This window comes from Arthrobacter vasquezii (assembly GCF_029455255.1).
GTDB lineage: Bacteria > Actinomycetota > Actinomycetes > Actinomycetales > Micrococcaceae > Arthrobacter_D > Arthrobacter_D parietis.
Genome location: NZ_JAROKN010000024.1, coordinates 32,149 through 45,398, shown reverse-complemented (window position 1 = coordinate 45,398; position 13,250 = coordinate 32,149). Strand labels below are relative to the sequence as shown.

The window sequence follows — 13,250 nt, the reverse complement described above, 5'->3', positions numbered from 1 at the left end:
GGCTGATCGGAAAGATATCCACAGGTTCGGCACGGCAGGCGGCGTGTTTCTGTACGTTTGACCTCATGCCGTCCCGCTTCACAACCGCCTGGATCCATATGCCTTTCCTGCGCTCCGGCTCCCGCACCTGCGCCGGCGAACGTGTACTACAAGAACTGTGATGCAGCCCGAGCCGCCGGCGCTGCCCCCGTCTACGCGTGGCAGCCGGGGTACGCTGCTCACCTCGACCGAAACGGCGACGGCGTCGGCTGCGAATAAGCGGCACTGCGCCGTTTGGCTCGTCCGACTGTCGCAGCTCGGCGCGGAACGGATTGGTGATTGCCGCCGTCGTCGTTCGTGAGGAGGAATGCCACGCGCCGCCCAAAGCAGGAAGACGCCCGGCGAGGATGAGATGATCACGGCTATGACCGATCGTGTGCCCGGCCTGCAACTGCACGTTGTGATCGACGAATCGTCGCCACCAATCGAACGAACCCTGTCCGTCCCGGCGGACATCCTCCTGAGCGACCTGCACCAAGTCATTCAGACAGCTTTCGGCTGGCAGGATCGTCACCTTTACCAGTTCTCTGTGAGTGACACCTTCCGGGGCCAACGAGACTTCACTGCAGCTGAGTCGGCTGCTGAGCTCGAGGCAGAAGACGCATCCCACACAGAGCTCGTGGCGGTTGCCGGCTGGACGGGCGCAGTGCTGGCATACGAGTACGACTTCGGCGATGCGTGGGACCATCTCGTCACCCTCGTCGGCAACGATCCGGTGCTGCCTGCCCACCTCGAATGCATTGCCGCCAGTAGGAGAGGTCCGGTAGAGGATTGCGGCGGCATCCACGGCTACTACAAGCTGATCGAGGCGCTGAAGGGTCAGCAGCAGGACTCCGCCGATGCCGTCGATTGGTTGGAGTCAGTGTCGGGGGAGGCCGCAACCGCGTTTGATGCGGCACACGTCGACGTGAAGGCGATTAATCAGCAGCTCACGGAGCTCGCAAGGTTCTTCTGGCGCCCGGCGTTGTCACCCGAGGTGATTGCCGCCGTCGTCCATCCTGTCCAGTGGCTTCTGCAGCGGGTTGGCGCCGAAGGCATTGAACTCACCAAGGACGGGTATCTGAAACCGTCCGTTGTGCAGGAAGCCATGCAGGAGCTGGGATGGACCGACCGCTGGTACGGCAAGTTCAATCGTGAGGCGCAGACACTCCCTATCCTGGATCTTCGCCACCAGGTGCAGGAGTGGAAGTTGGTGCGCAAGTACAAGGGAAAACTTGTACTCACACCCAACGGCAGACGGCTCGTGACCAACGATGCCGCGCTGTGGAAGTACCTCTCCGACCGTCTTGCGCACCCGCCGGCGGCGGCGATGGAGCTGGTGCACGCCGTCGTCGTGCGGTGGCTGGTGAAGGGCTCCCTCCCGTCCTATGACCTGCGCGGAAAAATAATGGCCGAAATCCTGACAGCCCGCGGCTTCGCTTACGACGACGGTCCCATCACCGAAAGGGAAGGGCGGGCTCTGGTGCGTGACGTCATTCGGACACTGGAGTACCTGAACGTTCTGGCGAAGTCCGAAGACGTCCTATCCGGAGACAAAAAGGTGACCGATACCGGCCGGGAATTCCTGATCGAAATTCAGCGAAAGCAACATGGTCGCCCGTCCTGACCTGATGGTGAGCCGGTAAAGGGAGTAGCTTGGGTTCACCCGGCGCAGCGTAGGGAGGCGTATGGACCCGGATCTCACCCATGACCGGCTCATCGAACAGTGGCTCGAGGAATATGCTGCGTCCCAGCACGAGAAGCGCGCAGCCGCCAACGCTATCCAGGATGCCATCGCCGCCCGCCTCGACGACGACGGCCTCAACTATCACGCGATCGAATACCGGGTGAAGGATCACCAGTCCCTGGAGCAGAAACTGAGGCGCTGTAATCCGGATGGAAACCTGAAGTACGCGGACGGGTTGCGCGGCATCGATGACATCATCGGCATCCGGGTCATCACCTTCCTTCAGCTCGACGTGGAGAGGGCAATGACTGCGCTTCGCAACTCCTTCGACGTCATTGCCCACGTCGACAAGACTGCCGAACAGCGGGAAAAGGGGGAGTTCGGCTACTCGGGTCAGCACCTCGTGCTCAGAGTCAGTGAGGCAACCGCACCGAACGGGTGCCGCAATCACATCGGCGAACGCTTTGAGGTGCAGTTCCGGACCATCCTGCAGCACGCCTGGGCGGAGTTTGAGCATGACATCCGCTACAAGAGCGCAGGCCCAGTGCCGCCGGAGGTCAACCGGGCGTTCACCCTGGCGTCCGGTCTAATCGAACTGGCCGATAACCAGTTCAGCACCATCAGCAGTGTGGTCGCCGCCGAAAAAGCCAACCCCGGCGAAGCGGTCCTGCTCCTTCCGGTTGCCCTCACGGGTGAGGCCCTCGAAAGCATTCTCGAACAGGCGCTGCCAAGCAACCCGCGCAGCCGCGTCGAACAGTACGAGTGGCTGCGCGAACTGCTCGAAATTCACGGCGTCACCACGGTAGCGCAAGCCTCCGAACTGGTCGCTTCCGCCGATTGGGATGCCATCTCCCGCAAAGTGCAGTACAAGTTCGCTCCCGGCCACGTCCGCGCCGCCGATGATCTGCTGCTTGTCCGCTACGGCCAGGCGCACATCGAAAAGACGCAAGCCCTGGGCCACGACCGCAACAGACGCGCCAAACTGACCTACCGTCTCAGGAAGCTCCGAGACTGAGGGACCGAAGCCGGATGAAGTTCCCTGCGCCGCGCCAGCCCAGTCCGTACCTAGGGCAGGAGCCGCGGCTCCGGCGGCTTGCCCCGCATTCCGCACTGCCGGAATACTTGAAGGGAAGCAGCGGAAGCGGGTGACGATGAACGACAGAAATGAACGCACCAGACGCATGCAGCGCGTTTCGGAATATCGGGCCGCGCGCCGCTCCGGAAGCAGCGGCGCGGAGGCCATCGAGCAGGTCGACGACGACGAAGAAGAGCAAGCGCCGATCACGGACTTCGCTGCCAAGGCGGATTTCGAGATCCGGCAGGCAACCGCGCGCGGTGATTTCGACAATCTGAAGTACGCCGGCAAGCCGATTCCCGGCCTCGGCACAACCCTTGACCCAGACTGGTGGGTCAAAGGATTGATCGAGAGGGAGCAGCTTTCCGGCCTTGCACCCGCGCCGTTTCGCCTGCGCACAGAGGACGCTGAACTCGACGGAAAGCTGGATCAGCAGTACATGGAGAGCAAGGTCCGCGAGCTACTCGAGGACTTCAACCGGCAGGTCGTTGATGCCCGCAGACAGCTCCTGGGTGGACCGCCCGTGGTGACCAGGATGCGGGACGTTGAGCAGGAAATTGAACGCTGGCGTGAACGTCGAGCAGCACGCCATACGCAGGTTGAGCAGAACGAAACGGCCGCGCAAAAGGGAGGGGTTGATCGGGAAGCAGCCCAACAGAAGGCAGCGAAGCGTTCACCGTGGTGGCGCCGTCGTCGTTAGCTTCTCAGCTGGCCACCAGGTCCTGATACTCGGGATGCCGCTCAATGTACGCAGCGATGAACGGGCAGCGGGGCACGGCGTGTAACCCGCGTTCCCGGACATCGTCCAGGGCAAACCGTGCGAGGGCGCTTCCGAGTCCGTGACCCTCGAAGGCCGAATCCACCTCGGTGTGGGTGAAAATGACCTGCTGGTCCTGGAGGCGGTACGCCGCGAAACCGGCCGGTTTGCCGTCGAGAGTGACCTCATATTTCCCGGCGTCGGAATTATTCTCTACCTGCACCTCAGCAGCCATGAGCTACTCCTCGTTGAACTCGCCGTTGGCAATCGCGTCCGCGTATTCGCTGAGGTCCGGCCCCGGCTCGAAGTCAACGAACTGGGGCTGCAGCTTCTCGAACAGGAACTTGTACACCTGATCCCGGTCACCGCCGGAGTGCGCAGCCGCCGCCTCCTTCACCGCTTCCTGTAGTGCTTTGTCCGCATCGACAAGAATTTTCTCCCGGGCCTGTTCGTTCCAGGTGACATCGCTGATCTTCACAACCGGCCTCCGATAGTAAGTAGACTGTTTATTGAATTCAGGCTACGGGTGTCCATTCAGCCCCACAACCCCCCCGAGCCGTCCTGCTATCGTGCAGGTGCATCACCATTGAGTAGAGGCGGGTTTGAACGTGACGGGTGAAGTTGAGGAAAATTCGATCCGCGGCGAGCTGCAGGACCTCGTGCTGGAGAGCGCGCAGATCGACGAATTTCTTGATGGGATGGTGAAGATCGCCGCTCGTGAACTCGGGGAGATCACCGGTAAGACGATGTACTCGGCCGTAACCCTCCTGCGCCCGAAGCGCGCGGCGACGGTGGCCAGCAGCAGCGCGGAAGCCCGCAACATGGACGAGGTCCAATACGCCTTCGATGACGGCCCCTGTTTGCGCGCGGCGCGTGAGCACACCACGGTCGTTGTTCAGGACTTCAAGGAAGAGGAACGTTTTGGCGAGTACACGGGAGCTGTTGCGGGGCATGGCATCCGCTCAGCGCTCGGAGTGCCGATCGTCCTTGAGGGCGACGCCAATGCAGGCCTGGATCTGTATTGCCGTGAACCGCTCGCGTTCAATGCCGAAAGCATCGACGCCGCAGAGCAGTTCGCGCGCAGGGCTTCCCGTTCACTGCAGATAGCTGTCCGGGTGGCCACTTTAATGGAGCACAGTCAGCACATGAGTGTCGCAATGGAGAACCGCACCACCATAGACCTTGCAGTGGGCATCATTATGGGCCAGAACCGCTGCAGCCAGGATGAAGCGGTGAATATTTTGAAAGCCGCCTCCAACGCACGAAACGTGAAGCTTCATGCGGTTGCTGCGGCTGTTGTCGAGTCGGTGAACAACGCGAGCGCAACCACCCACTTTGAGGCCTAGGACACCGTAGCCGGTTCTTCGCCGCGGGACGCGGCCTCAGCACCGGCAGGCTGTTCCCGCCAGCAACCGCGGTTCCCCAAAAAGGTATACGAAGGTCGGTCGACACGATAGTTTGTATACGAAACTACACAATAACGCCTCCCCGAACGGACAACGATGCCCGCTTTTGTCGCCCCGGATTCCTTCACCACCCGCCCCACGCTCCAAGGCAACTTCGGCATGAGCGCCTCAACGCATTGGCTGGCAACGGCATCTGCGCAGGCCGTCCTGGAACGCGGCGGCAATGCTTTCGATGCTGCTGTCGCCGGAGCTTTCGTGCTCCATGTCGTTGAACCGCACCTCAACGGTCCCGGCGGCGACATGACCGGCGTCTTCGCCACCGCGGAAGACCCCTCAAAGCCCGTGGTCCTGATGGGACAGGGACCGGCTCCCGCCGGTGCAACCCGGGAGCACTACCTCTCCGAAGGACTCGAGCTGGTTCCAGGCGCCGGAGCGCTCGCAGCCGCCGTCCCGGCCGCCGTCGACGCCTGGTTCCTGCTGCTCCGGGACCATGGCAGCTGGGAACTTGCCGACGTCCTGGCTTTCGCCTGCCGCTACGCCCGTCACGGGCACCCGGTGCTGGGCAGGGTCGGTGCAACGATCAACGCCGTCAAGGAGCTTTTCACCGAACACTGGCCCACTTCCGCAGCGCTCTGGATGCCGGAAGGGAAGATCCCGGCAGAAGGGGACATCGTGAAAAACGAGGCTTACGCCTCAGTCCTTGACCGACTCATTGCTGCAGGGAGCGGTGCAGGCTCCCGCGAGGAACGCATCGACGCCGCCCGGCGCGAGTGGAGCGAAGGTTTCGTCGCCCGGGCTGCAGTCGACTTCATCAGTACACCGCACCGCCACTCGTCGGGTCAGGATCACGCGGGAGTGATGAGCATTGAGGACTTCGCGAACTTCCAGGCCGGCTACGAGGAGCCCACCACTCTCGACTTCCGCGGCTACACCATTGCCAAGACCGGGCCCTGGGGCCAGGGTCCGGCCCTGCTGCAGACCCTCGCCATCCTGAACGGATTCGGGGACGATCACCTGGACCCGTCCACAGCCCTCGGCGCGCACACCATCCTGGAAGCGCAGAAGCTGGCCATCGCAGACCGCGAGGCATACTACGGTGATTCCGACGTGCCGATGGAATACCTGCTATCCGAAGAATATGCAGCCGAGCGCAGGGCGCTTATCACCGATCAGGCTTCCACCGAGTTCCGCCCCGGGACTGTCCCCGGGCATACGCCGTTCACACCGCCGCTGCGGACGGAATACACCCCGCCGGCGCTCACGGGTAAGGACGGCTTCGCGGGGGTAGGGGAGCCCACAGTCTCCCGCGACGGCGAGACACGCGGCGACACCTGCCACATCGACGTGGTTGACCAGTGGGGGAACATGATTTCCGCGACGCCGTCGGGCGGCTGGCTGCAATCATCTCCTACCATCCCCGAACTAGGATTCTGCCTGGGATCCCGACTGCAGATGACCTGGCTCGAGGAGGGCGCACCGTCCTCGTTGGAGCCGGGAAAGCGGCCGCGCACCACGCTGACACCAACCTTGATCCTCAAAGACGGCAAGCCCGTTGTTGCACTCGGCTCGCCCGGCGGCGACCAGCAGGACCAGTGGCAGCTGGTCTATATCCTGCGCACGATTGTCGGCGCCTACTCACCGCAGCAGGCCATCGACGCGCCGTCCCTGCATACGACGTCGATACCCGGCTCATTCTTCCCACGCACCTGGGAGCCTGGCGGCGCCGTGGTCGAAGACCGGCTGGGTGAGGAGGTCATCGCCGACCTGGAACAACGCGGTCACGTCGTCACCCGTGCTGGAGAGTGGGCGCTCGGCCGGCTGTCCGCTGTTGTCAGCGACCCGGCGACCGGAGTTTTGATGGCTGCGGCCAACCCGCGCGGAGCGCAGGGCTATGCAGCCGGCCGATAGCGAAGACGCCGCACCGAAGCAGCGAATTCAGGACGAAATCCGGAGGGATATCATCTTCGGCGCGTTGCCGCCGGGCACCCGTGTGACTGAGGCAGCGCTCGCCAGCAAGTATGGGATCTCGCGGGTTCCGGTACGGGAAGCGCTCCGCACGTTGGAGGCCGAGGGTTTCGTCGAGTCCAAGCCCTATGCCGGCTCCACAGTGTCGAAGATCCCGGCTGACGACGCCGAGGACCTGTTTTTTGTCCGCGAAGCGCTAGAGTCAGCGACGGCTCGGCGCGCAGCGCACCGGGCTGCTGCGCAGTTCGATTCAGGTGCGCCCAGCGTTGAGTGGTGGCAGGCCCGGAAAGCACTGGCAGCAGTGCTCGATGAGGGGGATGCCGCCGTCGCGCAGAACCGGCTCGAACTTCTGCCCGAACTCAACATCCGGTTCCACCTGGGTGTGGCGGAATTGAGCGGCAGCGCCTCGCTGACGGCGCTGCTGCGCCAGATCGCAGGCAAGATCGAATGGCTCTACGCAACGGACGTCGACCACCGCGGCAAGGAGTCCTGGAGCGAGCACAGGAGCATTCTTGCGGCGATCGACTCCGGCAACTCCGCGGATGCACAGCAGCTGATGGCCGATCACGTGCATCAGTCCAAAGTCGGGTACCTGGACCGCTTCTGCGTCGATAAAAACTCGGCTCTATCTCCCGGGCCCACCTTTGCTCCGTGATGCATGCTAGAGGAATGGCCGCAGAGGAGCGAGGATCGCTTCGCTGACGCGTGCCACGATATGGCGGCCTTCCCATTCCTCGAGTGAGAGTTCCCGGCAATTGCTGCTGTCAATCTCGAAGATTCGCTCCATGGTGGAGGCGAGCTTTTCATCGAACAGTTCGATATTGATTTCGTAATTACCGGTCAAGCTCAACCGGTCGATGTTGGCGGTTCCGACCGTGGACCATTCGCCGTCCACAGTTGCGGTCTTCGCGTGAATCATCGCGTTCTGGTACAGGAGGATCTTCACACCGTCGCGCAGCAGTGCCGAGTAGAACCCGCGGGACAGCCAGTCGGAGACCACATGGTTGGAGTCCTCCGGCAGAATGACCCGGACATCCACCCCGCGTTTACTGGCGCGCAGGAGCGCCTCAAGGATCTGCTGGTCAGGGATGAAGTAGGCCGTGGTCATGTAGATGTGGCTGTGGGCGCGATTGATGGCGTCCAGATAGACCCCGCGGATCGGGAAAACGAGGTTGGCCGGAATGTTGTTGACCGCGCGCAGACGCGGTTCCCAGAACTCCGCACTGGTTTCCTCCAACGCGCGATGGCGCTGTGTCGGAGCGGAATTCCAGAAAGCGACAAACGCCTGGCGCAACTCCCAGACGGACCTTCCTTCGATTTTCAGGTGCGTGTCACGCCACTTCGAGGCGTATAGCGACCCGATGTTGTAGCCTCCGACGTACCCGATGGAATCATCCACCACCATGATTTTGCGGTGATCGAAGCCTGTACCCCGGATATTCGTGAAGACGATCGACGGGCGCAGTACCGGGAACCGGAAGACCTGCACATTCGGGTGGAACCGGTAGAACGTGAACGGAACAACGAGGTTGGCGAACCCGTCATAGATTACGTACACCTTCACACCACGGGCCGCCGCCTCATTCAGCGCGTCCTTGAACTGGCGTCCAATGGCGTCGCCCTTCCAGATGTAGGTCTCCAGCATGATGGTGTGCCGGGCGTTCCGGATAGAGGCCAGCATGTCCTCGTACAGGTCATGCCCGTAGGTAATGACGGCGGTTTTCGATCCCGCCACTTCTGATTCAAATGTTCCGGGGTGCGGAAAGCCCGGACGCTTGCTGCGCAGCTTCTTTTCCACTGCATCAATAATCACGATGGCGGCGATGACCAGCGCCTGCACGGCGGCGAACGCCATGGCCGCCCGCGCAACCAGCGAACGGGTAAGGGCAAACAATTGAAGGCGGCGGAAGGTGCGCATGGGCTCAAGCCTAGTGGCCGCAGGAGCCTGCCGAGATGTTCCTATAGACAAATCGAGTCGGCAAAGGACGCACCCACGTTGGTCTTTGAAAAGACACTTTCTCTCACCATGGAAGGGCGATAGAGGCCTAAGTTCGAACAACTGGAGCTGGCGGCGAGAGTGGTTCTAACTCCGAGCCCACGAACGACTTCAGATTCTGTATGAAGTGTCTTACGTCCCTTCCAACCTCACGGAGGAGTTCTCGTGAGAGCTGACCGTCACGGGAGGAATCCAGATCGGTGTACTGGGTCAGCGCGAAGACTTGGGCGATTGGCATTTCCGACCATCTGTGGGTTGGCAGCAGAGATCGTCCGGCAACAGCGACCACTGGGCGCCCGTCAGCTCGTCGCGCGACTGCTGCTGGGAGCTTTCCGGCGAGGGTCTGCTCGTCCAGGCTGCCCTCTCCTGTGATGATGATGTCGCAGTCCTGCTTGTACGTGTCGAATTTCAGGAGGTCGAGAAAGAACTCAGCGCCCGATACCTGACGCGCGCCAAGCAGTAAGCAAGCAAATCCGATACCGCCGGCACTGCCCGCACCAGATTGACCCGCTCGCTCCTCACTGTCGTCCAGCCCTGCCTCTTTCAATTTGCTCACGAAATGGACCAGTCCACTTTCCAGATGAGCTATCTGCTCCGGTGTTGCCCCTTTCTGCGGGCCGAAGATGGCAGCTGCTCCCTGGGTCCCGAAAAGTGGATTATGTACGTCGCTTGCAAGTACAAGCTCAACGTCTTGCAACTCCGGTACGGGAGTCATTTCCACGGACTCGATCTGATGCAACGCACGGCCACTGCCCTGCAGGACCGCTCCATGCGGACTGCGGAAGGTGAAGCCGAGAACGGACAGCATCCCCATCCCACCATCGGTACTGGCGCTTCCGCCCAGGGCGAGCACAATGCGTCGAGGGCTGAGCGTCAACGCATGCAGTATCGCTTCTCCGAAACCGCAACTTGAAGCATCTAGGGGTGCCAAACTTTGTGAAGCGAGGAGTGCGATTCCACAGGAGTTAGCGACTTCAACCAGTGCGGTGTCGCCGTCGAAAGCCACGGTCGCGAATACGGGTTGTCCGGTCGGTCCGGTGACTGTGAACTGATGCTTGTGGAATCCGCTGGCCAGGGCTGCGTCTACGCTTCCATCGCCGCCATCGGCCAAGGGAAGAAGAATACATTCGATCGATGTGTCACCGGGCCCGTCTGTGAGGCCCATGGCGATTTCCTCGGCTACCGCTGTTGCCGTGAGGCTGCCCTTGAACTTGTCTGGTGCGATGAGCACCCGTGATTTCATTGACAATTTCTACTCCCGCATCTCGCATATTCCCGTGAAAGCCGAATGGGCGATGCCGCTGCACGGTCATCGCCCATCCGGTGTCTTTACTAAAGCGCAGCCAACGAGCGGGTGAGCGCCTGAACGATGGTCTCGGTCACTTCGTCTGTGTTGGCGTTTCCACCGATATCGCGGGTGAGGTGCCCGGCGGCGGTTGTCTGCTCGATAGCGGCTTCGATCCGGCGGGCTTCCTCGTGCAGGCCGAAGTGATCGAGCATCAGCGCTGCGCTGGCGATCGCACCGATGGGGTTGCTGATGCCCTTACCGGCGATATCGGGTGCCGAGCCGTGTACAGGCTCGAACATGGAGGGGAAACGGCGCTCCGGGTTCAGGTTCGCACTGGCCGCCAGGCCGAGGCTGCCTGCCAACGCTGATCCGAGGTCAGAGAGAATGTCCGCGTTAAGGTTCGATGCCACGACCACGGAGAGGTCCTCGGGCCGGAGGATGAACTTGGCGCTCATCGCGTCAACCAGCACGCTTTCGGTTTCGACGTCCGGGTACTCCAGAGCCACACGCTTGAAGGTTTCGTCCCAGAGGACCATGCCGTACTGCTGGGCGTTGGACTTCGTGACGCTGGAAACCTTCTTCACCGTGCGGGTGCGGGCGAGGTCGAATGCGAAGCGCAAGATCCGCTCGCAGCCCTTCTCGGTGAAGAGCGCGGTCTGCAGTGCAACTTCGTTACCTGGGCCGCGGCCGCTGAGGTTACGCCCACCCAGGCCGGCATACTCGCCTTCGCTGTTTTCCCGAACAACCACCCAGTCAAGTTCGGTGTGGTCGGCCTTGCGCAGCGGTGATTGGACGCCGGGAAGGAATTTCACCGGCCGGATGTTTGCCCACTGGTCAAAGTTCTGGGTGATGTTCAGGCGCAGGCCCCAGAGGCTGATGTGGTCCGGCACGTTCTCCCAGCCAACGGCGCCGAAGTAGATCGCGTCGAAGTTCTTCAGTGTTTCCAGGCCGTCGTCGGCCATCATCTTGCCGGTTTCGGCATGATAGCCACAGCCCCAGGGGAACTCGGTCCATTCGAACGCGAACTTTCCGCCAGAGTTTTCTGCCAGGGCATCCAGCACACGCTGACCGGCGGAAACGACTTCTTTACCGACACCGTCTGCTGGAATGGATGCGATCTTGAAAGTTTGGGTGGCGCTCATGCCGACCTCCTCGTTGAGTGTTAGCAGCGTCGTACTGCCCTACCTCCTCCAGTAGAGCGCCGATCCCGCCGCGGCGTCCAAGACCCAGTTGCGATAAGGCAAATAGGCTCTACCTATCCATTGATCAGATTGGTTTTTCCTATCTAAGTAGTAGGGAATGCGTCTTGGACGTGATCCCGCTCACGAAGGCACAGTGGGAACAAATCCCTACGACGAAAGGACGAAGATGTCCGGGAACTTAACGGCCCCCACCACGGTCAGCTCCACCCCTCAACGGACTGATGTCCGCGCTGCCTTGTTGGGCGGCAAGACATTCAGGAGCTTGAGTGAACAGAAGCTCTCCCCGCGCGAAGAGAAATTCGAACGGGCCCGTCAAACAATCGGGTTCTTCCTGGCCCCGGCGGTAGCAATCGTTTTTGCTCTCCTCCCGACCGGAATGGATCATACCCAGCAGCTGCTCGGAGCGGTTCTGCTCGGCGTCATCATCCTGTGGATCTGCGAACCAGTACCCATTCCCGTCGGCGGCTTGATCGGTGTGGCCGCTGTGGTGCTGCTCGGAGTTGCGCCGGCAAGTGAGGTTCTGACTCCCTTCGGTTCAACAACAATCTTCACCTTCATCGGGGCATTCATACTCGCCGCAGCGATGCTCAAACACGGCATAGCCCAACGGCTGGCCTTCGCAGTGCTGTCAATTCCCGGCGTTGCCAAGTCCACGTACAGGATCATCATCGCGTTTGGAGTGATCACCTGTCTGCTGTCGGCCTTCGTCTCGAACACCGCGACCGTAGCCATGCTGATGCCCACAGCGCTCGGGATCCTGGCCGTGATCGCGAAGCTGATGCAGGACCGCGGCGTTGTGAAGTCCGATTTTGACCCTTTGCGTCTGCGCGTCGGAGCAGCACTAATGTTGATGCTCGCCTACGGAGCCAGCGTAGGTGGCCTACTGACCCCGGTCGGCGCGCCGCCTAACCTGATCGGCCGCGGCCTGATCGAAGAGGCGACCGGCATACAGATCTCCTTCGTAGAGTGGACCGCCACCGTGGCTCCGATCTGCGTGGCCATGTTCATCGTGTTGGCGCTCATCATGTTCCTCCTCAACAAGCCAGAAATCCGGCAGATCGAGGGAGTTGACGAGTTCATTCGGCAGCAGAAGGCCGAACAGGGAAAAATGTCGCGAGCCGAGATCAACACCCTCATCGCTTTCGGCCTGACAGTCACGCTGTGGCTGCTCCCCGCATTCGTAGGCATCGTCGCCGGCACGGACTCGGCGGTGTACACACTCCTGGACGACCGCCTGAACGAAGGCATCGTTGCCGTAATCGGTGCTTCGCTGCTCTTCATCCTTCCAACCAACTGGAAGGAACGCCGCGCCACAATGACCTGGTCCGACGCCGCAAAGATCGACTGGGGAACCATCATCCTCTTTGGAACAGGCATCATCTTCGGCGCCCTGCTTTCGGCTACCGGCCTCGCCGAAACGATCGGCAGCGCGGCCGCGGAAAACCTCGGGATCACCAATATCGTCGCGATCACCATATTCGCTGCAATCCTGGCGATTGTTATCTCGGAAACAACCAGCAACACCGCATCAGCGGCTGTGGTGGTACCCATTGTGATCCCGCTATGCGTGGCCATGGGAGTAGACCCAATCATCCCCGCACTGGCAGCGACGTTCGCCGCATCATTCGGATTTATGTTGCCCGTCTCCACACCGCAGAACGCCATTGTCTACGGATCGGGCGCTGTTCCTATCACCCGCATGGTCCGCACCGGCTTCACCTTCGACATCCTCGGCGCGATCCTCATCATCAGCATCGTCCCGATCATGGTCGGAATCACCGGCATCGGCAGGTAGAAACCCACCGGCGACGGGTCAGGTCCACAGCTGCGCCGAGCGTAGGCTATGGACCTGACCC

At 61.5% G+C, this 13,250-nt stretch carries 13 protein-coding genes; 8 read left to right on the top strand and 5 right to left on the bottom strand.

Features of this window, described 5'->3' with window-relative positions; translation table 11 throughout:
- Positions 1–141: 141 nt before the first annotated feature.
- The 4 genes from P4U43_RS10275 to P4U43_RS10260 all read left to right on the top strand — a co-directional run bounded on the left by P4U43_RS10275 (position 142) and on the right by P4U43_RS10260 (position 3,480).
- Positions 142–258: an excalibur calcium-binding domain-containing protein gene (locus P4U43_RS10275; protein WP_277358653.1), complete on the top strand. Its 117-nt coding sequence runs from the start codon at positions 142–144 to the stop codon at positions 256–258.
- An 88-nt stretch (positions 259–346) separates the two neighbouring features.
- Positions 347–1,645 (top strand): plasmid pRiA4b ORF-3 family protein, encoded by a 1,299-nt coding sequence (locus tag P4U43_RS10270; protein WP_277358652.1) that lies wholly within the window; start codon positions 347–349, stop codon positions 1,643–1,645.
- A 61-nt stretch (positions 1,646–1,706) separates the two neighbouring features.
- Positions 1,707–2,720, top strand: coding sequence for a GTP pyrophosphokinase (locus P4U43_RS10265; RefSeq protein ID WP_277358651.1), 1,014 nt, complete (start codon positions 1,707–1,709; stop codon positions 2,718–2,720).
- Positions 2,721–2,856: 136 nt separating this feature from the next.
- On the top strand, positions 2,857–3,480 hold the full coding sequence (locus P4U43_RS10260) for a DnaJ family domain-containing protein (RefSeq protein ID WP_277358650.1): 624 nt from the start codon (positions 2,857–2,859) through the stop codon (positions 3,478–3,480).
- A gap of 4 nt (positions 3,481–3,484) precedes the next feature.
- Here P4U43_RS10260 and P4U43_RS10255 read toward each other — a convergent pair whose 3' ends face one another.
- Positions 3,485–3,772: a GNAT family N-acetyltransferase gene (locus P4U43_RS10255; RefSeq protein WP_277358649.1), complete on the bottom strand. Its 288-nt coding sequence runs from the start codon at positions 3,770–3,772 to the stop codon at positions 3,485–3,487.
- 3 nt (positions 3,773–3,775) lie between these two features.
- Positions 3,776–4,015, bottom strand: a complete 240-nt coding sequence (locus tag P4U43_RS10250) for a hypothetical protein (RefSeq protein ID WP_277358648.1) — start codon at positions 4,013–4,015, stop codon at positions 3,776–3,778.
- Positions 4,016–4,145: 130 nt separating this feature from the next.
- Between P4U43_RS10250 and P4U43_RS10245 the strand changes: the two genes are divergently transcribed.
- The 3 genes from P4U43_RS10245 to P4U43_RS10235 all read left to right on the top strand — a co-directional run bounded on the left by P4U43_RS10245 (position 4,146) and on the right by P4U43_RS10235 (position 7,563).
- The gene (locus P4U43_RS10245) at positions 4,146–4,883 is read left to right on the top strand and encodes a GAF and ANTAR domain-containing protein (RefSeq protein WP_277358647.1); all 738 of its coding nucleotides are present in this window, start codon (positions 4,146–4,148) and stop codon (positions 4,881–4,883) included.
- 219 nt (positions 4,884–5,102) lie between these two features.
- Complete coding sequence (locus tag P4U43_RS10240) at positions 5,103–6,851, top strand: gamma-glutamyltransferase family protein (protein WP_277358646.1); 1,749 nt, start codon at positions 5,103–5,105, stop codon at positions 6,849–6,851.
- Complete coding sequence (locus P4U43_RS10235; RefSeq protein WP_277358645.1) at positions 6,835–7,563, top strand: GntR family transcriptional regulator; 729 nt, start codon at positions 6,835–6,837, stop codon at positions 7,561–7,563. The genes P4U43_RS10240 and P4U43_RS10235 overlap by 17 nt, the downstream gene beginning before the upstream one ends.
- 6 nt (positions 7,564–7,569) lie before the next feature.
- Here P4U43_RS10235 and P4U43_RS10230 read toward each other — a convergent pair whose 3' ends face one another.
- From P4U43_RS10230 to P4U43_RS10220, 3 genes are all read right to left on the bottom strand, one after another.
- Positions 7,570–8,826, bottom strand: coding sequence for a phospholipase D-like domain-containing protein (locus P4U43_RS10230; RefSeq protein ID WP_277358644.1), 1,257 nt, complete (start codon positions 8,824–8,826; stop codon positions 7,570–7,572).
- A gap of 127 nt (positions 8,827–8,953) precedes the next feature.
- Positions 8,954–10,147, bottom strand: a complete 1,194-nt coding sequence (locus tag P4U43_RS10225; protein WP_277358643.1) for a glycerate kinase — start codon at positions 10,145–10,147, stop codon at positions 8,954–8,956.
- Between the two features lie 89 nt (positions 10,148–10,236).
- Positions 10,237–11,334: a tartrate dehydrogenase gene (locus P4U43_RS10220; protein WP_277358642.1), complete on the bottom strand. Its 1,098-nt coding sequence runs from the start codon at positions 11,332–11,334 to the stop codon at positions 10,237–10,239.
- A gap of 322 nt (positions 11,335–11,656) precedes the next feature.
- Between P4U43_RS10220 and P4U43_RS10215 the strand changes: the two genes are divergently transcribed.
- Positions 11,657–13,189 (top strand): SLC13 family permease, encoded by a 1,533-nt coding sequence (locus P4U43_RS10215; protein ID WP_277358641.1) that lies wholly within the window; start codon positions 11,657–11,659, stop codon positions 13,187–13,189.
- Positions 13,190–13,250 lie beyond the last annotated feature (61 nt).

Excerpts from the sequence above, each read along its gene's own strand:
- P4U43_RS10270 (WP_277358652.1), top strand. The coding sequence starts at position 347 with ATGCCACGCGCCGCCCAAAGCAGGAAGACGCCCGGCGAGGATGAGATG.
- P4U43_RS10265 (WP_277358651.1), top strand. The coding sequence starts at position 1,707 with ATGGACCCGGATCTCACCCATGACCGGCTCATCGAACAGTGGCTCGAG.
- P4U43_RS10260 (WP_277358650.1), top strand. The coding sequence starts at position 2,857 with ATGAACGACAGAAATGAACGCACCAGACGCATGCAGCGCGTTTCGGAA.
- P4U43_RS10255 (WP_277358649.1), bottom strand. The coding sequence starts at position 3,772 with ATGGCTGCTGAGGTGCAGGTAGAGAATAATTCCGACGCCGGGAAATAT.
- P4U43_RS10240 (WP_277358646.1), top strand. The coding sequence starts at position 5,103 with ATGAGCGCCTCAACGCATTGGCTGGCAACGGCATCTGCGCAGGCCGTC.
- P4U43_RS10235 (WP_277358645.1), top strand. The coding sequence starts at position 6,835 with ATGCAGCCGGCCGATAGCGAAGACGCCGCACCGAAGCAGCGAATTCAG.
- P4U43_RS10230 (WP_277358644.1), bottom strand. The coding sequence starts at position 8,826 with ATGCGCACCTTCCGCCGCCTTCAATTGTTTGCCCTTACCCGTTCGCTG.
- P4U43_RS10225 (WP_277358643.1), bottom strand. The coding sequence starts at position 10,147 with ATGAAATCACGGGTGCTCATCGCACCAGACAAGTTCAAGGGCAGCCTC.
- P4U43_RS10220 (WP_277358642.1), bottom strand. The coding sequence starts at position 11,334 with ATGAGCGCCACCCAAACTTTCAAGATCGCATCCATTCCAGCAGACGGT.